Origin of the sequence: Peribacillus sp. NPDC096447, assembly GCF_044762725.1 — a bacterium.
Taxonomy (GTDB): domain Bacteria; phylum Bacillota; class Bacilli; order Bacillales; family DSM-1321; genus Peribacillus.
Genome location: NZ_JBIWEV010000005.1, coordinates 245692 through 265410, shown reverse-complemented (window position 1 = coordinate 265410; position 19719 = coordinate 245692). Strand labels below are relative to the sequence as shown.

The window sequence follows — 19719 nt, the reverse complement described above, 5'->3', positions numbered from 1 at the left end:
TTGTCTTAATTTATCTACTGTCCGCCAGCAATAACACCCTTGATGGAAATTTAACGGATACATCAAATTGGTAGGAAGGAGGAAATAACATACAGTCATACTTTCATTTCCAGCGCCTATTGAACTGATATTAATATAAGCGTCGGACTGCTTTAGCTTTTTTGTACGATAGCCGAGAATTTTTTTGCCGTTTCTGCCAGCCTGGTGTAATCTTCACCTGTAATCAATTTCGCAGGATTGATCAATGAACCGCCAAGTCCCGCCGCGATGGCACCTGCCTTAAAAAATGAAGCGAGGTTGTCAAGGTTGACACCGCCAGTTGGCATTAGAGGGATGTGAGGAAGCGGCCCATTAAGATTTTTAAAGTAACTAACACCCAATGCAGCTACGGGGAAAACTTTGATAATGTCAGCTCCATGCTCATAAGCAGTCAATATTTCGGTTGGTGTGAGCGCACCTGGGATGCTAATAACGCCATAGCGCTTCGCCATTTTAATCGTTTTTACATTGACGGTTGGAGAAAAGATAAATTCCGCCCCTGCCATTATGACCGCACGGGCCGTTTCAGGATCCAATACTGTACCGGCACCTGCTATGATATCATCACCAAACTCCGCTTTTACTCTTTCAATCAAATGGCAAACTTTAGGTGTTTCTACTGTAATTTCGAGTGTTCGGATGCCTCCTTCTTTCAGGGCTCGTGCGATTGGTATAATTTGATCGGGGCGTGCACCGCGAATGACGGCGACCAGCTTCCCATGTTTAAGCTCTTCTAGTTTAGTCATTTTTTCCACCTTTCTACCTTGTCACATCATCTGCGCCGCCACTCATGAACAATTCGAGATCGGCACGGACCGGCAAACCCTCAACATCGCCATTTACCATCGTTGCCATTGCACCCATGGCATTTCCACGCCTTGCAGCTTCATCTAGCGGCAGTCCATCAAGCAGTCCGGAAAGTACACCGGATGCAAAAGCATCCCCAGCACCGATGGGATCAACGACCCGTTCCACATAAAATCCAGGAACGTATGTTTTCGGAACAGACGGGGCGGAAATTAAAGAGCCTTCTTTGCCCAATTTCAGCAAAACTGTTTCGACTCCGAGTTGATGAAAATGATCGACAAATTTCTCCGGAGTATGGGAACCGAATAAAAATTCGGCTTCGGCCACTCCAGGCATGACGATGTCACTTTCCGAGGCGTACTTCGTTATGAAGTGACGTGCTTCATTTTCATCACCCCATATTTTCAAGCGAATATTCGGATCAAAGACGATTTTTGTTCCGGTTTCTTTAGCAATGCGGATCGCTTTATCCAAGAGCGACTGACACGAATTCCCGAGTGCAGGAGTAATCCCGGTAATATGGAGATAAGCGGCGTCTTGAATGGCAAGATCAGATAGTAATTCAGGCGTCATTTTACTTGCTGCCGAATCTTTCCGATAATAATAAACTCGAGTATCATTTAGCCGTCTTAATTCTTTAAAAAAGACTCCGGTAGGCGCATCAGGGTCTCGCGTCACATACGAAACATCAACGCCTTCACCGCGAATAAACGATTGCATGGCATCACCAAATTCATCCTCGCCAAGCCGGCTTATCCAACGCGACCTATGACCTAGGCGGCTTAATCCGATCGCGACATTGGATTCCGCACCGCCAAACTTCATCGAAAAAGATCTGGCGTGGCGAAGCGGCCCTTCTTCATTCGGGGTAAACAAAGTCATTGTTTCTCCGATAGTTACAACATCCATGTCATCATCTTCTTTCTCTCTTGTCAGGCTTTTACGTAGTTAGAAAGTGTGCCGATCCTCTCAATACTGACGTTCATCCGGTCACCGTTTTTCAACCAGATTTTCGGATTCCGTCCCATTCCAACGCCAGGTGGCGTGCCTGTTGCAATCAAATCACCTGGCTTTAGTGTCATGGACTGTGATAAAAATGATATGATTTTCGGAACCGTAAAAATTAGGTTGCTTGTATTTGAATCCTGCATAATTTCACCGTTTAATTCAAGCGAAATCGCTAAATTGTGAGGATCACCCACTTCATCTTGTGTAACGACAACAGGACCAAATGGAGCAAATGTGTCCGCCGTTTTGCCTCTTGACCACTGGCCGTCCTGAAATTGCAAATCTCGGGCGCTGATATCATTCATGATCGTGTAGCCAAAGACGTAGTCATCTGCCTCTTCTTCTGACACATGTTTAGCTTCTCTACCAATGACAAACGCAAGCTCTGCTTCAAAGTCGACCTCGGTTGAATTAATCGGGATTTCAATCGCATCATTATGTCCGGCAATGGCATTAGCATATTTTGAAAAAATGACCGGTGATTCAGGAGGTTCCATCCCGGTTTCCTTGCAATGATCAAAATAGTTAAGTCCTACGCAAATGATTTTATCCGGCTTTGCGATTGGCGGCAGGATCTTTACTTCTGACAGTTTGAATATTGCATCGTCATTTACCCGTTGCTCGATTAACTGTTCAGCACGTGAACGCAACTCGCTGCCTCGTTCTATGAATTTTTTCATGCAAGCAGGAAATTCTTCTGGACCGAGGGCCGTTAAGCTAATAATTTGATCATCTTTAACAAGACCGATGTGCTGTTCGGTTTGCACGGAAAAAGTTGTTATTTTCATATTTTTCCCCTTTCTTAAGTTAATGCGTATGGTGTTTTTTCTCCTTTTAAGACCTGAACGATATTTCTTGCTGCTTTTTGACGAAGTTCAACCATCGCTTCCTCAGAATACCAGGCGCTGTGCGGCGTAATGATGACATTTTCCATTGTGAGTAGCGGGCTATCGATTCGGACCGGCTCATTTTCTGTCACATCAAGTGCAGCACCTGCAATTATCCCTTTTTCAAGTGCATAGGAAAGTGCTTTTTCATCGATTATCGGTCCACGTGCCGTGTTAATGATGACCGCATTACTCTTCATTTCTTTAAGGCGCTCCTCATTGATCAGGTGGTATGTATCATCAATTAAGGGCACATGGATCGACAAATAATCGGCTTCGCCTATAATTTCATCGAGATCCATTTTTTGAACCCCGACAGCAGCCATGTCTGCCGCCGATACGAAAGGGTCATAAGCAGCAGTTTTAAAGCCGAGCGGTTTCACCTTTTCAATGAAACGGCGCGGAATCCGGCCAAAGCCTAGAACCCCAACCGTTTGTTCGTTAAAACGATGAATCGGGACACACACTTTAAAGTCCCAGTTACCTTTTTTCACTTCCTTGTTTAACAGTGTCACTTTCCGCGCCGACGAAAGTAAAAGTGCCAATGCATGATTCGATACTTCTTCCATGCCATAATCCGGTACATTGGCGACAGTAATCCCCTTTTCTTTAGCCGCATGGAGATCAATTGTATTGACGCCAACACCATAACGGGAAATGATTTTCGTGTTTTCAAGCGACTCAATGACTCGGCGTGAGATAGGAGCATATTGATTTAAAATTGCATCCACTTCTTTTGCCTGCTCCATTACTTCTTCTTCAGTTTTGCATTGCGCTTTGATGAATTCGATTTCAAGACCGCTTTCTTGAAAAATCGCTTCTTCATATTTCAAATGTTCAAATTCGTAATCCGTTAATAAAATTTTAAAGGACATTTGGGCTCAACTCCTTTTTAGTAATAAATACGTAAATATCAGAGGGGTTCCCTCACGTTAATCTCATTATTTAACTGCTGCCCTTTCAATTTTCGCAATTCCGAGTCCTTTTGCACCGAGTTTCGATGTTTTTGCTTCTGGATAGTATCGTTCGATCATTTGAATACCAATTGCTGCACGGCGTACACGTTCTTGAGCGAGTGAGATGTTCGTACTTTCCCATTGTTTTCCTGAAGGGTATACATCTGGGTGATTACGAAGACCAAATTTGATGTAAACTGGCGCCAATACACGGATTATTTCCGGTATTTCATAATAGCGAAGAAAGCCTCCAAAGGTATCCGGAACTTCAACGTATAAATCAATTGGAATGTCTATTGATTGTCGGATCGCTGCAAGTTTAGACAGCGTTAATGCAGGTGGCACGTTGTAGGTATCCGCTCCGATGTCTTCCATTAATTTAACGGATACTGGATTGGCTGAACCCATTTGAACCGATACTTTAACAACAAAGTCTTCCGGAAGCTGTCCATATTTTTTCATTTCTTTCGTTAAAAGTAGGAGTCCTTCATCCGCAACTAACGCACCGCGAAGACCAAGTGCAGCTCCTCTTTTCAAGTCTTCCATGGCATAAACAAGCTGGTCGGATCCTTCATGGCGGATTCCCTGAGATTTACCTCCTGGCGTAATAGGTCCCGCACTGACATCCCATGAACCCCTGGGACCGACAAACAAACTGAGCTCCATGCCGCGCTCTGCTGTCATTTCACACATTTCTTTAATTTCTTCATCCGTTTGAAGCATGATGCCGCTGCCCTGAGATATTCGGTGAATAGTCAAACCGAGTCGGTCAATTTCTTTCAATGTTTCTTTTAGGGCAGCTGGACCTTCTACACTTGGTAGTTCAATGCGGTATTGAGCTCCATCTGGAAATGTTTTCGTCGATGTAGGAAGTTCTTTAAGATCAGTAGATGGGTAGCCTAATTGTTCGAGCAAGTCGCGTGATTCTTTCATTTTTGGACGCCTTCTTTCATATCTATATTTTTTAAGAGAGCAGCTACTTTGTCACTCAAATCAGCAGGGTATACATCGCATGGTGCACGGTGTCCAGCCGCAACGTCAAACCAGCGCTGATGAACGGCTTCTTTCATGGCTGTAAAAAATGTCGGACCGTAATTGTACACATCCATCAGTTTTGAAATCACTTGATGATTTTTCTGTGCTTCAGCGAGATCCCCTTTATGATACGATTCATATAAATGAACGGATATTTCCGGGGCAAAGACAGCGCTTCCATTAATGCTCCCAGCTGCACCAATCATTTGAGCCGGAAGCAAATGCTCGTCAAACGCAGAGAAGACTCTGAAATCACTGCGAACTTCCTTCACTTCCGCCAGCACTTGACGAAGGTGGCCGAAATCACTGACCGTCTCTTTAATACCCGCAATGTTTGAATGATCTTGGGCTAATTTTTTAATCAATTCGATTGATAAATTTTGTCCTGTCAAGAGCGGGATGTTATAAATGAAAACTTGCAGATTAGTATGATTCGCTACGCTGGAAAAATGTCGATATAATTGCTCGTCAGACAGCTTCCAGTAATATGGGTTGACTACGAGAATGCCGTTCGCTCCATGCTCTTCTGCATAAGAAGTCAGTTCATGCACCTCTTTTAAAGCAGTATGCCCGACTCCGACCATAACTGGCACTCGTCCGTTAATGTGCTTTATCATTTCGCGTACATATAATTTTCTTTCTTCTGTTGTAAGTGATGAGAACTCACCTGAACTTCCCATCAACAAAATACCGTCAATATTCCGTGAGATTAATAGGTCGATATACCTTCTGTTCAGCTCCATATCCAGGTTTCCCGTTTCATCAAATAAGGTGACTACCGGTGGAATTATGCCATGAAAGTCCATTATTTTCCCTCCTTTAATTACCATTCAGCGATACTTCCGTCTTCATTACGCCAAATTGGATTTTTCCAATCATGTCCGGTTTCTGCTGCCTGCTTCACTTTTTCTTCATCAATTTCCACTCCAAGTCCCGGTTTATCCGGAATGTTCACATAACCATTTTCATAATCGAATAATTCTGGATTTTTTATATAATCGAGAATGTCCATGCCTTCGTTGTAATGAATACCAAGGCTTTGCTCCTGAATAATGAAATTCGGTGTCGTTGCGTCCAAATGAATGGATGAAGCAAGAGTCATCGGACCGAGCGGGCAGTGCGGCGCAATCGCTACATCATACGCTTCTGCCATTGCGGCAATTTTTTTTCCTTCTAAAATACCACCTGTATGAGACAAATCCGGTTGAATTATATCGACATAACCATCTTGAAGTAGCTGTTTAAAGCCCCAGCGAGTATACATTCTTTCTCCCGTCGCAATCGGACACGTAGTATGCCAGGCAATCTCACGAAGTGCTTCATTGTTTTCCGGGAGCACCGGTTCTTCAATGAACATTGGACGATATGGTTCGAGTTCTTTCACAATCACCTTTGCCATCGTTTTATGAATCCTCCCGTGAAAATCCACACCGATGCCAAAGTCGCTGCCAACCGCTTCCCTGATTGAAGCAACGCGTTCGATGACCGCTTCTACTTTCGAAAAGCTATCTATGTAATTCATTTCTTCTGATGCGTTCATTTTGACAGCAAGGAAGCCCTCTTTCTGTTTTTCTATTGCGGCTGCAACGACATCCACCGGTCGATCTCCTCCGACCCATGAGTACACTTTAATTTTTTGACGTGCTTTGCCGCCGAGCATTTGGTATACAGGAATATCGAAGTATTTTCCTTTTATATCCCATAGTGCCTGCTCAATACCGGAAATGGCACTCATTAAAATTGGGCCACCGCGGTAAAATCCACCTCGATAAAGCGTTTGCCAGATATCTTCAATGTCGTTCGGATTTCTCCCGATCAAATAATCAGTCAGTTCGTTAACTGCTGCTTTAACAGTTTCAGCACGGCCTTCCACGACAGGCTCTCCCCATCCGGAAATTCCTTCATCCGTATCGATTTTTAAAAACAGCCAGCGGGGCGGAACTTTGTATAAAGAAATTTTTATGATTTTCATCAAGCACCTCGCAATGTTTTTTTTTGAAGAAAGAGAGATTTTCAAACATGGAAACCTCCCTTGCACTTGTTAAGAACCTTTAATAAAAACCGTTTTTATGGCTGTATAAAATTCTTTCGCCGCTTCACCTTGCTCTCGCGAACCCGTGCTTGATGCTTTCATGCCTCCAAATGGGGCTTGCAACTCTACGCCAGCGCTTTCTGCGTTAATGCGGACAAGACCTGCTTCAATTTCATCAATGAATTCCAAAATTGAACTAATATTTGATGTGAAGATTGATGCACTCAATCCGTACTTCGTATTATTTGCCAAGTCAATCGCTTCGACCAGATCGGTTGCTTTCATAAGCGCAATAACTGGTCCAAAAATTTCTGCCTGTGCAATCTCCATTTCGGACGTCACGTCTTCAAAAATCGCTGGTGTGATGAAAAAGCCCCTATCATAGTCTCCGCCAGTTAATATCTCCCCGCCATGTATGAGTTTTGCGCCCTCCTGCTTGCCTTTTTCAATGTACTCTGTCACCGTTTTGAACTGGCTTTCGCTTGCACATGGGCCCATCCAAATACCCTCTTGAAGACCGTTGCCTACTGTAATTTTCGCTGCTGCCTTTACCAGTTTTTGTTTGAATTCATCATAGACGGACGATTCAACGACAACACGACTTGAAGCTGTGCATTTCTGGCCGGAAGAACGAAATCCACCGCTGATGACCGCCTCGACAGCTTGGTCGATGTTTGCATCTTTCGTTACGATGACTGGATTCTTGCCACCCATTTCAAGCTGATATTTTATCCCGCGGGCGGAAGCTGATTTTGCGACGCTCTGACCGACACTTTCAGAACCGGTAAATGTGATCGCATTTAAAAGCGGATGATCTATGAGTCCTTGACCGATGATCGACCCCTTACCGGTAATGAAGTTCACTACGCCTTCCGGGAAGCCTGCTTTTGTGAAACATTCCATCACTTTCGCTGCAGTAACGGCTCCCTCCGTAGCCGGTTTCCATACGATTGAGTTGCCATATACAAGAGCAGGAGCCATTTTCCAGATGGGAATTGCAACCGGGAAGTTCCATGGTGTGATTATCCCGACAACACCAAGTGGACTGCGTTTCGTAAACATTAGGGCATCTTTATCGGATGATGGAATAACATCGCCGTCTTTCCGCATCCCTTCCCCAGCATAGTAACGCAGGATTGCAACACCCCGTGCCGTTTCACCTTTTGCTTCCGGTAACGTTTTACCCATTTCTCGAGTCATGGTTTCGGCAATTTCATCTAGATTTTCTTCCAATATATTGGCCGTTTTGAAAAGAATTTGTCCACGTGCAGACTGCCCGAGCCTGCGCCAATCCCTCTTTGCTTTATGCGCAGAAGCTACAGCTTTGTTCAAGTCATCTTCCGTTGAACTTTGAACATAGCCAACCGGTTCTTTGTCCGCAGGATTAATGCTTTCGATTGTATTTCCAGAAGATGCATTCACCCACTCATTATTAATGAAATTTTTATATGTTTTCGTTGCAAATGTAGTTGATATCATAATCTTTAGCTCCTTTTTCGTTTTAGAATGTCGGTCCAATTCTCCATATACCAAAGTCATGCTGCTTTAATATCTCAGCTTTTGTTAGTTTACCGTTAGAAACATGTTGAATTTCTTCCATGATGCGCCTGCCCACTTCATCTACGGTTTCTAAACCATCGACGATCGTACCGGCATTTAAATCCATATTTTCATTCATCCTGTCGAACATTGGGGTATTAGTTGAGATTTTTATGACGGGTGAAATAGGAGAACCCGTTGGTGTGCCTCTTCCACTTGTAAAGAGAACGATTTGGGCACCGCCTGCGACCATTCCCGTTAATTGCTCAATGTCGTGGCCAGGCGTATCCATCCATACAAGCCCTTTTTTTGTGGGTACCTGGGCATAATCAATGACCTCTTCCAGTCTGGTTGTGCCTGATTTTGTCGCTGCCCCCAGAGATTTTTCTTCGAGTGAGCTGAGACCTCCCTCAATGTTTCCCGGACTCGGATTTCCGGTGCGGATATCTACGCCCATTTGAATCGAGCGGTCTTCCATCATTTTAATAACCGCATAAGCTTTTTTGGCTACCTGGTCGTTTGCCGCCCGGTTAGCAATCAAATGCTCTGCACCGATGAGTTCAGTCGTTTCCGCTAATATTGCGGTTCCCCCCTGCTGAACAACCAAATCGCTTGTACGTCCGACTGCCGGGTTAGCCGATAAGCCGGAGCATGCATCCGACCCACCGCATTCTGTGCCGACAATCAGCTCGCTAAAATCACATAATTCCCGCTGCATCATCGAGGCATCCTGGACCATTTTGACCGCAATTTTAGCTACTTCGGCAATGGTTTGAAGAGTGCCGCCATGTTCCTGAATCGATACCGTTTCCACTGGTTTACCGCATTTGGCAATTTCATCTCCAATACGGTGCGCCTGATGTGTTTCACAGCCAAGTCCGAGTACTATGACACCATATACATTTGGATTCATGCCCATTCCCGCATAGGTTCTGGCCGTTTGATCATAATCAGAGCCAACTTGCGCACAGCCATGCTGATGAATGAATGTGACGGTTCCGCTCACCAATTCTGTGACTCGCTGAGCTGTTTGAGTTGCGCATGTTATCGTTGGCAAGATCAGTACATGATTCCGGACACCGACGCGGCCATCCGGACGGCGGTAGCCCCAAAACTCCATTTTTTCATTCAGCAATTTTGTCACCCCTTCCCCTCTTTCCTTCTAAATTGTGTACGTGAACATGTGCACCAGCGGGAATATAAGCAGAGGCTGCACCTATGACCTCGCCATATTTAATTATGTCCGCTCCTTGTTCGATGGCTTTGACTGCGAACTTATGCCCAAAACTGATCGGCTCAATAATGGGGACGACAAGTTCTTCAATGCCTGTCTTCACAACTACTGATGTGTTTTCAGGGATTTCGGATAAAGCGACAGCTACACTATCTTTCATACTTAAGTAAAGTGTTTTATACTCGCTCATTTTGTCACCCCTTAAATTGTTTGAACGGCTTTACTTTGGATAACCGGGTTGTTCAATACTCCAATCCCTGGTATTTCGATTTCGATTCGGTCATCGCCTTTCAATGTAAATTCATTTGGCGGAACCACGCATGTACCTGTAAGTAAAACTGATCCGTCAAAAACAGTGTTATCTAAGACTAAATAGTCGACAAGTTCTTCCAATTTTCGTTTCAGTTGGTTTACTTTCGCTTCACCTTCAAATACTTTTTCTTCATTTCGATAAATACGGCACATGATTTTAAGCTCATATGGATCCGGAACAGCCTCTTTTAACAAGATGGCCGGTCCAATGGAGCAAGAATTTTTCCATACCTTTGCCTGTGGAAGATAAAGCGGATTTTCACCTTCAATATCTCGGCAGCTCATGTCATTACCTGCGATATATCCGAGTACCGTTCCCTCTTTATCGATGACCAAACCAAGCTCCGGCTCCGGAATTTGCCATTTTGAATCTGAACGCAAGTATACCGGATCATTCGGGCCCACGGTTCTTGCTGCAGTCGATTTAAAGAAAATCTCAGGACGCACTGCATCATAAACTTTGTCATAGAATGTTTGGCGGTCCAGCTTTCCTTGCGTAGCTTCGTAGTTACGTGCTTCCTTGCTTTTTTTATAGGTAACACCAGATGCCCATACTTCCGGTGCGTCGATAGGAGTTGTTAATTGAAGACCTTCCAATGGCTGCTGTTCCCCTTCATCGGCAATTTGTTTTACAATGTCAAACGCTGTTCTGTTATCATGACGTGCCGTTGTAATCAACGACATAAAATCCGTAAATGGAAGGTCCACCACATTGTTTTCGTTTGTCACGGCAGCAAGTTGTTTCTTATTTTCTTTTACATAGCGAATAATTCTCATTTTCTAGTTCCTCCTAAAATGGCAGGCCTCATTTATATTTTTTGATATTCATAACCGAGCTCCTGCGAAATTTTACTGCTGCATTCCTTTAAGAGACGTACATAATACTCATGTGTTTCTTCATTTACTTTAGAAGCAGGCATCGATACACTCATTGCAGCGATTACCTTGCCTGAATAATCTTTTATCGGTACAGCAAGACAGAAAATGCCCGGTTCGTTTTCCTCATTATCCATTGAATAGCCATTAATGCGTGCTTTTTCGATTTCCGCTAAAAACTGGTCCTTGGATCTAATCGATCTTTCGGTCGGTCCAGTATAATCATAGCCGTCCAAGAGCAAATCCAGTTCACTGTCCGTTTTGGTTGCAACAAGAGATTTGCCAACTGCACTCGTATGAATCGGAACACGCCGGCCAATACGGGAATAGAGGACCGTTACCCCAGTGCCCTCCACTTTATCGACATAGACACCTTCCTGCCCGTCTAATATGACAAGGTGCAGCGTTAAATTCGTTGTTGCTGAAAGCCATTCAAGGTGTTTTCTTGCTACGTTGCGCAAATCGAGATGGGTCACAACAACGCTTCCCCTCTCCAATAGCTTTAATCCTAGCGAGTATTTTCCATTTTCTTCGCCTTGTGAAATATAGTGATGCTCCTGTAAGGTTTTTAATAGTGAATGAACCGTACTTTTATGTAAATTCATTCGTTTGCTTATCTCTGTGATAGTTAGTTCACGCTCACGCTCATCAAATAAATCCAATATTTTCAAGGCACGCTCCACCGATTGGATGATAGGCATCGTTCCTCACTCCTTTTATCATTCTGTCTACCTTTATCTTATCGGATTTATGACGAGCATTCCTCACTTTATTTCTACTTTTTTTTCCTGGATTATAATATCTTGTTCATAATCAAGTACCGCATCCTCAATGACAGCGATTGGAACAACACCATTTGCTGCATCTGTATGTCCAAACATCCTGTTGCTGGCCGCAACCATTTTTTGTCTAACTTTCATCCGCTGCTTGCGTTCAGCTGCCAATGATTGTCTTTCTTCTTTAAAATGATCCGCAAAATCATGAATAACCTTTCCAGAATGAAGTTGAGTAGAATCGACAAAATCAATCCGTCGATCACGAAGCTGAAGGTGAATTACATCCCCTGATTTAAGTAAACCAATGCCGCCGTCTTCATACGCTTCCGGTGTCATATGTCCTATGGCAGCACCATATGTGACTCCTGAATAACGGCCGTCGCTAATGATTGTAGCGATTTTTTTCATAACACGATTTGCATTGATGTGTTGCATTGGTGTAAACATTTCCGGCATTCCGAATGCAACTGGCCCCTGCCCTGAGATAATAACCGCAATTTTCAATGTGCCTTCTTCAACCATCCTGTCAAATAACTCCCCATAAGTAGCGGTTTTTAGAAGAGACCATTCCGGCTCATTGTTGTATTTAAGAGATTCTAGCAATAGATTATGTTCGAAAAGCTTTTGCTCTTTTATTTTTGAAAGCAGATTTGAATCGAGCAGGCTTTTATTTGCATCATCTTCATTTTCGTAATAAAGGACAAATGCAAGCTTATCATCGAATTGGTCAAGCTGTGGTGTCGGCATTCCGCTGATTTTTACAACGGCGCTTTCAAAGAAGTTTCCTTTTAATACATCAACACCGCTGAATCCGCGGCGTGGATTGGATAAAATGACCTGATTTTTCTTTACATTAACCGCTTTTAGGCTACTTGTGATCGAAAGACGTTCTTTCCAAGTTTTTGCTGCGACAGTCGGCGCATCCTGATCCATTGGTACACCATTCTCAATAAGTTCATGAAAAAGTGTTTCCATTCCTCTGCTTTTCCCGCTGCAACACTGCATCGCAAGTGAATAAATGTCCCTTCCTTCTGTCAAACTGTAATCAAATAAGTCAGGAATTGGATGTGAATGATGAATGCGGTCAAGGTCCCATAAACTGAATTTGAATCCTGCATAAAGCATGCCTGCGACAATATGCATCATTAAGTTAGTAGAACCACCCGAAGCGCTGTGAATACGGATTGCATTTTTTATGTTCGCAGCGACAATGTTGGCCACGCCGTAGCGCTCTTCGTTTATCATGCCGGCAAAGCTATCAAGCACCGAGTTAATCTGGCGTTGTGTTGGTGGATCGGTTAACAGCTCCACGGCTGGATGAACGAGACCCATGCCTGCCACTAAATGACGTGAACTATTCCCTGTACCATTGAAGGCACATACACCTCCCTGCCCGTCACATGTTGCTACAGCAAGTCTCATTTCAAAGTATTTATGCTGTTCCTTCGTCAATATTCCTCGTTCATAGGCCCGTTCAAAAACGCCCTGAAATGCAGTATTCGATGAACATTGCAATATATATGCCATCGTATCTCGTAAATCAACGGCTACATCAGTAGCTCCTTTACTTTCCGCTTTTTTCGCAAGAGTTTCCAATTCTTCAATCACGTCAGCTGGAATCGAACCGCCTTCCAATACGTGAGCAGGTGCGAATGTTGCGAAAAAGGGTGCTTCACCACGGTTTCGGCGAACACGATCAACATGTGCGAGTGCACTTACAACACCAAGAGGCTGCTTATCACACCCTTGAATGACGAATGCACCATGATAACTGTGAGCTTCTAGCTGATTGACAACCATTTGTGCAACCGCGTTTCGGCTCTGGAGAGAGTAACTCATTCCTTGATTGTTTTGCGCAGTGCCATCACACATCACCGGTGTCGAGAAATGAAACGGCACGCCGCCGTTTTGCCAGATGCGGATTGCTGCCCGTGCTGACGTTTGGTAATCCATTATATGGGCCGGATGATCGGACGAACCACCGATTATTGCAATACGCGGGGCATTCCTCTCGAGCCGCATATAAATTTCTTCAAGCGTCCAATCAGGCTTGCCCCCTTCATATGTGGGGCCAAGCGTCAGCTTCGAACGGTCCAACAGACCCGCAACCGTAATGGGTTCATTTGCTTTTCCCTGTACATTATCGCGGTAAGGGTTTATTTCGTTATCAATTAGTGGATATAGGTGTGTCATTTCAGCACTCCTTTTCTGATTTCAATGAATTCTTCCATTCTCTAAAAATACTAAAGAAGGTTTTTAGTCTAGTGCCAATTCTTCTGGTTCTGACAGGATTTCTAAATTTTTGTTTTTTAAAGCTTCTTCCATCATGCTTTCAGAAATCCAAATTTCACCGATTTCGAGCGTATTTTTTATTCTTACCACTCTCACCTTATTCAAATTGAAGGCATTGCACGTTTTGATAGCAGCTTTAACAGCTAATTCCTGCGTATCTAAAAACATCGGGAGCTTTACTACATCTGTCACTGTGCTTGTGAGTGCATTGGCATAGCCTTTTTCCCATTCGATTTCATTCATGACTGCCTTCGTCGTCATATCAGCCATGCCGATGCCATTTGCATTACCGTGAGTTTTTTCAGTAAGTCCAAGTACAACGGTCCGTGTAACCTCTGGCCCCCCGGTAGCATATGGAGTGGCGAAGTTACCCGTAATATTCGGATCCATTCCATCCCCCGAAATATCCTTTCCGAGTTCATTTACAATAAGTACGTCGATCGAATCGAAATTGATTTTTGGCATCAATGATTTTGCTTCAAGCAATAGTCCCGGTTCCGCTTCCTCCAGTTCCTCTGCTGGGACTGCGACGATTTTCGCTGGTTTATCATAGGCATTTTCAATAGTCGCAAGACCAAATATGATGGGAGCTTTTGTCAAGGAAATCTTCGCCATCTCAGGGACATGTTCCGCCATATACTTAAAGCTGTATGCATGTGCAGCTTCGGCTCCCTTTTGCTTGCCTAAACCGATTGTAATCATTTTCATAAGTCCGCTTTCAACCGGTCCACGAAATGCCGTATGTGGTTTAATCCGATTAATGACTATGATTTTATCAGATTCATATGCAAGCTTATCAATATAGACAGGGAGCCCATTTGGCAATTCATCCAGTTTAATAACTTCCATCGATGACAGTATTGGCGCTTTAACCGCTTCTTCTGAAATACCCAACTGAAGCAACACATCGATTTGGCCTTCCGCTGTGGCACCCCCATGACTTCCCATTGCAGGGACTATAAAAGGATTGCCGCCAGCCTCCATAACGGCAGCTACCGTTTCTCTTACTAATATAGGAAGGTCCGCTACCCCTCTGCTTCCTACTGCAATTGCCACACTGTCATCTTCATTTATTCTTGATAAGACACCTGCTTCTTTTATCGCCTTCTTCACCTCACCAGCTACATCAGCGATTTGAGGTGTACGAAATTTCTGCCTCACTTTGACCATTTTCGGTAATTGGATTTCACGTAAAAGTTCAGAGATAATATCCATTTTCTATCCTCCAAAACAGTCATGATTATTTACCGCGTACTTTTTCAACTTCGCTCATCATTTCCTCTACAAGATCCGGCCCGAATTTCTGAGCATATTCGTCCGTCACTGGTTGAATGGCTTTCTTCATTTTTTCAATTTCTTCCGGCTCTACTTCATTGATTTTCATTCCTTCTTCTTTTAGATACTTAAGTGCCTTTTCATTTTCTTTTTGGTTAACTTCCCGTTGATACTTTCCAGCCTCTTGTGCAGCCTCACTCATGATTTCTTGCTCTTGTTCTGATAGGTCATCCCAGAACTTTTTACTTACAAGGAATACAAATGGTGTATAAACATGATTTGTAAGACTTAAGTATTCTTGCACTTCATTATATTTTTGCGTTTGAATTGTTGCGAGTGGATTCTCCTGACCATCAACAGTGCCTGTTTCCAGTGCAGTAAATACTTCTGAGAAGGCCATCGGCGATGGATTCGCCCCTAACTTTGAAAATGCATCTAAATGCACTTCATTTTGCATGGTACGAAGTTTAAGCCCTTTGAAATCTTCAGCCGTTTTAACAGGGTGTTTACTGTTGGTTAAGTTTCGGAAACCATTTTCCCAGTATCCCAAACCTACTAAATCATGTTCCGGTAATTTATCCAAAAGTTTTTTACCTACTGCACCATCAAGTACTGTATAAGCTTCCTCTTCATTATTAAAGACAAATGGGAAGTCATAAATTCCAAATTCCTTAATCATACCAACAAGTGGTGAGGTTGAAGGAACAGTTACTTCCTGTAAGCCACCTTGAAGAGCTTCTGTCATTTTCTGATCATCTCCGAGGGTGGCATCAAAAAAGTTTTGGACTTTCATTTTCCCCCCGCTTTTTTCTTCAACCAGTTCTTTAAATTTCTCCATTCCTTTTCCTTGTGGATGCATTTTACTATTTCCGATCCCTGCTTTGATTGTTCTTTCCTGTATACCGTCAGCTGAAGCGCTTTCATTTTGTCCGCTTCCACAAGCGCTTAATAGTAGTAATGAAGGCAGTAAAACTCCAACCGCCAAACGTTTGAACAAATTATTCATTTTCATTTTCCTCCTATAAAATAAGATGAATTCCAGCATACAGACCCAAATACTTGTTTAATTCCGTTAGGAGGTAAACCATTCTAGAGGAACCAGCACTAAGGAAGGAAACAAAATCAACAAGATCAATACAATCACTTCAACGAGCAAGAAAGGCCAAATCCCCTTCATGATATCTTCCATACTGATCTTACTTATGCCGCACATGACATTTAATACGGTTCCGACCGGTGGTGTAAGTAAACCGATGGCGTTATTCAGGATAAACAGGACACCAAAGTAAACTGGATCAATACCTGCAGCGACCACCAATGGCATCAATACAGGTGTTAGAATAAGGATTGTCGGCGTCATATCCATAGCAGTTCCAACTACGATGACCAATAAGTTTATCATTATTAACAGAAGGAATGGATGATCCATAAATGGCTCCAGCAATCCAATCACCTGACCAGGTAAATCGGCTACAGTTATCAGCCAGGATGACACGAGTGCTGCGGCGACCAGAAACATGACAACACTCGTCATTTTTCCTGCATGAACAAAGACCTCATACAAATCTTTCACTTTCATTTCTCGATAGATTACAAGACCGACAAATATGGCGTAGACTGCAGCCACCACTGCCGCTTCAGTCGGTGTGAATAAACCGAATTTCAATCCACCAATGATAATGATGGGCAGGAATAGAGCCCAAACGCCTTGACGAAGAGAAATAAGAATTTCTTTTGTTGAAGCTCGGGGGTTAACGGCGACTTTATCTTTTCGTGCAACAATGGCCCAGGTAACCGTAAGTCCAACCGCTAGTAAAATACCAGGAACGATTCCTGCCATAAACAGCTTTGTAATGGACACACCACTTGCGACACCGAAAATGATAAAGCCAATACTTGGCGGAATGATCGGGGCAATGATACCACCGGATGCAATCAACCCACTTGACCGGTTCACATCATAACCTGACTTCACCATCATTGGAATTAATATAGCCCCAAGCGCTGCTGTATCGGCAACAGCAGATCCTGATAAACTTGCAAACAACACACTCGCAATAATCGCAACATAGCCAAGGCCTCCCTTGATATGGCCAACCAAGTTCATTGCCATCTCAACGATACGCCGTGATAATCCGCCCCTATTCATCGCCTCCCCTGCAAGCATAAAGAACGGTATGGCCATTAGAGGGAAGTTATCAGCGCCACTGATTAGATTTTGTGCGATTATTTGACTATCAAAAATACCAAGGAAGTACATTAACACTACACTACTCACAAGTAAGGCAAAGGCAATAGGTATTCCAAGTCCCATGGCTCCCAGTAAAGATCCGACAAATACACCTATCATCCCTGTTTCTCCTCCTTGACAATCCTAATACCTGAAGCAAATTCATCAGTATGGAGAGAAATTAGCTCTTCTGACTCACTTATCATCACCAATTCTTCGTCTTTAATTTTATTGAAGAAAATCCGATACAAATTGAAAATGATCATACTGCCCATTGAAACACTCACAAGAATACCTGTCCCATATACAAATGCCAGTGGCATGCCTGTGGCTGGTGCAGTACTATCTATGTTTATCAATGTCATTTTCCAGCTGCCATCCAGGATCAGGAATAGAACGAATAACATCATCAAATCACTAATAACAAGAACCACTTTTTTCATCTTATTCGGGAGCCGTTTAATGACCATGTCGACACCTAAGTGTTCTTTGTTTTTGAAAGCTCCGATGGCGCCGAGGAACGTCAACCAAATAAAGAGATACCTTGACATTTCTTCTGACCAGGTAATCCCTGAATTAAAGAAATAACGAAGTACTACATTACCAAACACGAGTACGACCATAATTGCTAAAGCTGCTGCCATAATAATGTTCAACGAATTTTCTAGGGTTCTGGAAATTTTATTCACCTATACATCTCCCCCTTCCTATCTAAAGCGCCTGCTTCATTCTGCTTTTATTTTTCCGACAAGCTCCTCGGCCCAGTCATTTTCCTCAAAAACTTCATCATAAACAGGTTGAGATGCTTTTAACATTTTTTGTGAAAAGTCTTCGTCAGGCTTAGTGAATTTGATTCCATTATCCTTAAGATATGCTTTGTCATCTTCATAACTTTTTTCCATCAAATCAAACTCATATGCTGCCGACTCTTTTGCTGCTTTTTGAATGATGGTTTGTTGCTCCTTTGTCAGCCCTTTATAGAATTTGCTATTGATAATGTAAATATTGGGACTGAACATATGCTTGGATTCTAGTACATCACTTTGAACTTCATTCCACCCCGAGGATCTCAGCGTGGCAATGGGATTATCTTGAGCATCCACTACCTTTTGTTCAAGTGCGGTGAAAACTTCTGAAATTGGTAATGGACTAACGTTTGCCCCCAATGATTCACCTAGTTTTATGTAATTCGGAATGTTCGGCATTCTGAGTCGAAGTCCATCAAAATCTTTCATACTCTTAATTGGACGATTACTCGAAAACATCCTAAATCCATTTGCACTCCATGCGAGCGGTGTCACTCCATGTTTTGGATCAAGCTCTTCTGTCAATTCTTCTCCGATAGGTCCATTCAATACCTTCTTTACATGATCATAATCCCTAAATAGGAAGGGCCATTCCGGAACACCCATTTTTGGAAGGTCCGACTGCATAATTAGTCCTGGAACACCCATTTCAATCGTTCCGTTTCTGACGCCGTCATAAAATTCTTTTTCTGCACCTAAAGTACTGTTCGCATAAATCCGAACCTCTAGTTCACCATTACTCTCTTTTTCCACTATTTTTTCGAATTTTTCTCTCAAGGCAATGTTTTGAGGATGATTTTCAGCAAAATAATTTGCCACTTTTATCGTTTTCTTTTCAACGCCAGATCCACTGGCCTTTTCTCCCTCACCTCCACCACATCCTGATAAAAGTAATGCTGCTGCAAGAGTTAAGCTTGTGGAGAATACAAAAGGCTTTCTTTTTTTCAATAAAAACCCTCCCAAAAGTTATTTTGTAAGCGTTATCATTTATGACTGATTTTAAGAACTTCTCCTCACCCTTGTATAAGCCAAAGTTAAATTGTTTTATATTATAAAACTCCGTTTTTGTTTTATTCGGAGTAAGGAAAACACTTCACTTCTAGTTGCGTTTCAAGTAGATTCATGACTCTTTAAACAATTACTTTTAATAACATGAAGGTTAATTTGTTCTATAATATAAAACTCAGTTTTTAAATTTGAAATCTTACGTTGATTATAAGCTTCCATTTTTACTAATGTCAAACCATTTTTTGAATTTTATAACAATTTAACAAATCCTCTATTTTTCACTAATTAATAATTAGAGAATCAAGATTTATAGAATTAGAATGGGAAAGATGAATTTTTCTATACTAAGATATCTATAGGATAGAGAATCGAACATAACAATAAGGTTTACCTTAAAATACATTCCTCTACTTTTAATTGAGCTTTTAAGTCGGGAATTTTATTTTTCCTGCTGAAAAATCTGTCTTTAAGAATTTATTTTTCTTGTTTGACCTTGCGCTTCATAAAAGTGGTAATCGTTTGTATATTTTAACCCGTGTCTTTCCTACAAAAGTTATTTTCCATTTTTAAAGATTTATACTTTTTTCTCTTTTGAAAAATTACAATC

At 42.6% G+C, this 19719-nt stretch carries 18 protein-coding genes; all 18 read right to left on the bottom strand.

Annotated features, from left to right (window positions below):
* Positions 1–152: 152 nt before the first annotated feature.
* Positions 153–785, bottom strand: coding sequence for a bifunctional 4-hydroxy-2-oxoglutarate aldolase/2-dehydro-3-deoxy-phosphogluconate aldolase (locus ACIQZD_RS18610; RefSeq protein ID WP_402905262.1), 633 nt, complete (start codon positions 783–785; stop codon positions 153–155).
* Between the two features lie 13 nt (positions 786–798).
* Positions 799–1755: a sugar kinase gene (locus ACIQZD_RS18605; RefSeq protein ID WP_402905260.1), complete on the bottom strand. Its 957-nt coding sequence runs from the start codon at positions 1753–1755 to the stop codon at positions 799–801.
* A 23-nt stretch (positions 1756–1778) separates the two neighbouring features.
* Positions 1779–2642: a fumarylacetoacetate hydrolase family protein gene (locus ACIQZD_RS18600; RefSeq protein WP_402905258.1), complete on the bottom strand. Its 864-nt coding sequence runs from the start codon at positions 2640–2642 to the stop codon at positions 1779–1781.
* Between the two features lie 14 nt (positions 2643–2656).
* Positions 2657–3616 (bottom strand): C-terminal binding protein, encoded by a 960-nt coding sequence (locus ACIQZD_RS18595; protein WP_402905256.1) that lies wholly within the window; start codon positions 3614–3616, stop codon positions 2657–2659.
* A 66-nt stretch (positions 3617–3682) separates the two neighbouring features.
* On the bottom strand, positions 3683–4630 hold the full coding sequence (locus ACIQZD_RS18590; RefSeq protein WP_402905254.1) for a U32 family peptidase: 948 nt from the start codon (positions 4628–4630) through the stop codon (positions 3683–3685).
* Entirely contained in the window at positions 4627–5538 is a 912-nt protein-coding gene (locus ACIQZD_RS18585) for a dihydrodipicolinate synthase family protein (protein ID WP_402905252.1), read from the bottom strand. The genes ACIQZD_RS18590 and ACIQZD_RS18585 overlap by 4 nt, the downstream gene beginning before the upstream one ends.
* A gap of 17 nt (positions 5539–5555) precedes the next feature.
* On the bottom strand, positions 5556–6704 hold the full coding sequence (dgoD, locus tag ACIQZD_RS18580) for a galactonate dehydratase (RefSeq protein WP_402905250.1): 1149 nt from the start codon (positions 6702–6704) through the stop codon (positions 5556–5558).
* Between the two features lie 69 nt (positions 6705–6773).
* On the bottom strand, positions 6774–8243 hold the full coding sequence (gene gucD / locus ACIQZD_RS18575; protein ID WP_402905248.1) for an alpha-ketoglutaric semialdehyde dehydrogenase GucD: 1470 nt from the start codon (positions 8241–8243) through the stop codon (positions 6774–6776).
* Positions 8244–8265: 22 nt separating this feature from the next.
* Complete coding sequence (locus ACIQZD_RS18570; protein WP_402905626.1) at positions 8266–9423, bottom strand: UxaA family hydrolase; 1158 nt, start codon at positions 9421–9423, stop codon at positions 8266–8268.
* Between the two features lie 4 nt (positions 9424–9427).
* Positions 9428–9727 (bottom strand): UxaA family hydrolase, encoded by a 300-nt coding sequence (locus ACIQZD_RS18565; protein WP_402905246.1) that lies wholly within the window; start codon positions 9725–9727, stop codon positions 9428–9430.
* 11 nt (positions 9728–9738) lie between these two features.
* The gene (locus ACIQZD_RS18560) at positions 9739–10626 is read right to left on the bottom strand and encodes a fumarylacetoacetate hydrolase family protein (protein WP_402905244.1); all 888 of its coding nucleotides are present in this window, start codon (positions 10624–10626) and stop codon (positions 9739–9741) included.
* A 32-nt stretch (positions 10627–10658) separates the two neighbouring features.
* A complete protein-coding gene (locus ACIQZD_RS18555) occupies positions 10659–11426 on the bottom strand; it encodes an IclR family transcriptional regulator (protein WP_137017597.1) in 768 nt (255 codons plus the stop codon).
* A gap of 63 nt (positions 11427–11489) precedes the next feature.
* Positions 11490–13694 carry a dihydroxy-acid dehydratase domain-containing protein gene (locus ACIQZD_RS18550; RefSeq protein WP_402905240.1) on the bottom strand — a complete coding sequence of 735 codons (2205 nt, stop codon included), beginning with the start codon at positions 13692–13694 and terminating at the stop codon, positions 11490–11492.
* 63 nt (positions 13695–13757) lie between these two features.
* Complete coding sequence (locus ACIQZD_RS18545; protein WP_402905238.1) at positions 13758–15008, bottom strand: nickel pincer cofactor-dependent isomerase, group 22; 1251 nt, start codon at positions 15006–15008, stop codon at positions 13758–13760.
* A 25-nt stretch (positions 15009–15033) separates the two neighbouring features.
* On the bottom strand, positions 15034–16080 hold the full coding sequence (locus ACIQZD_RS18540) for a TRAP transporter substrate-binding protein (protein ID WP_402905236.1): 1047 nt from the start codon (positions 16078–16080) through the stop codon (positions 15034–15036).
* Between the two features lie 60 nt (positions 16081–16140).
* Positions 16141–17418, bottom strand: coding sequence for a TRAP transporter large permease (locus ACIQZD_RS18535; protein WP_402905234.1), 1278 nt, complete (start codon positions 17416–17418; stop codon positions 16141–16143).
* Complete coding sequence (locus tag ACIQZD_RS18530; RefSeq protein ID WP_402905232.1) at positions 17415–17987, bottom strand: TRAP transporter small permease; 573 nt, start codon at positions 17985–17987, stop codon at positions 17415–17417. Before ACIQZD_RS18530 ends, ACIQZD_RS18535 begins: the two co-directional genes overlap by 4 nt.
* A gap of 36 nt (positions 17988–18023) precedes the next feature.
* On the bottom strand, positions 18024–19052 hold the full coding sequence (locus tag ACIQZD_RS18525; RefSeq protein WP_402905230.1) for a TRAP transporter substrate-binding protein: 1029 nt from the start codon (positions 19050–19052) through the stop codon (positions 18024–18026).
* Positions 19053–19719 lie beyond the last annotated feature (667 nt).

What these genes read in the sequence shown, in the direction of transcription:
- ACIQZD_RS18610 (WP_402905262.1), bottom strand. Translation starts at nt 785, where the DNA reads ATGACTAAACTAGAAGAGCTTAAACATGGGAAGCTGGTCGCCGTCATT.
- ACIQZD_RS18605 (WP_402905260.1), bottom strand. Translation starts at nt 1,755, where the DNA reads ATGGATGTTGTAACTATCGGAGAAACAATGACTTTGTTTACCCCGAAT.
- ACIQZD_RS18600 (WP_402905258.1), bottom strand. Translation starts at nt 2,642, where the DNA reads ATGAAAATAACAACTTTTTCCGTGCAAACCGAACAGCACATCGGTCTT.
- ACIQZD_RS18595 (WP_402905256.1), bottom strand. Translation starts at nt 3,616, where the DNA reads ATGTCCTTTAAAATTTTATTAACGGATTACGAATTTGAACATTTGAAA.
- ACIQZD_RS18590 (WP_402905254.1), bottom strand. Translation starts at nt 4,630, where the DNA reads ATGAAAGAATCACGCGACTTGCTCGAACAATTAGGCTACCCATCTACT.
- ACIQZD_RS18585 (WP_402905252.1), bottom strand. Translation starts at nt 5,538, where the DNA reads ATGGACTTTCATGGCATAATTCCACCGGTAGTCACCTTATTTGATGAA.
- dgoD (WP_402905250.1), bottom strand. Translation starts at nt 6,704, where the DNA reads ATGAAAATCATAAAAATTTCTTTATACAAAGTTCCGCCCCGCTGGCTG.
- gucD (WP_402905248.1), bottom strand. Translation starts at nt 8,243, where the DNA reads ATGATATCAACTACATTTGCAACGAAAACATATAAAAATTTCATTAAT.
- ACIQZD_RS18570 (WP_402905626.1), bottom strand. Translation starts at nt 9,423, where the DNA reads ATGGAGTTTTGGGGCTACCGCCGTCCGGATGGCCGCGTCGGTGTCCGG.
- ACIQZD_RS18565 (WP_402905246.1), bottom strand. Translation starts at nt 9,727, where the DNA reads ATGAGCGAGTATAAAACACTTTACTTAAGTATGAAAGATAGTGTAGCT.
- ACIQZD_RS18560 (WP_402905244.1), bottom strand. Translation starts at nt 10,626, where the DNA reads ATGAGAATTATTCGCTATGTAAAAGAAAATAAGAAACAACTTGCTGCC.
- ACIQZD_RS18555 (WP_137017597.1), bottom strand. Translation starts at nt 11,426, where the DNA reads ATGCCTATCATCCAATCGGTGGAGCGTGCCTTGAAAATATTGGATTTA.
- ACIQZD_RS18550 (WP_402905240.1), bottom strand. Translation starts at nt 13,694, where the DNA reads ATGACACACCTATATCCACTAATTGATAACGAAATAAACCCTTACCGC.
- ACIQZD_RS18545 (WP_402905238.1), bottom strand. Translation starts at nt 15,008, where the DNA reads ATGGATATTATCTCTGAACTTTTACGTGAAATCCAATTACCGAAAATG.
- ACIQZD_RS18540 (WP_402905236.1), bottom strand. Translation starts at nt 16,080, where the DNA reads ATGAAAATGAATAATTTGTTCAAACGTTTGGCGGTTGGAGTTTTACTG.
- ACIQZD_RS18535 (WP_402905234.1), bottom strand. Translation starts at nt 17,418, where the DNA reads ATGATAGGTGTATTTGTCGGATCTTTACTGGGAGCCATGGGACTTGGA.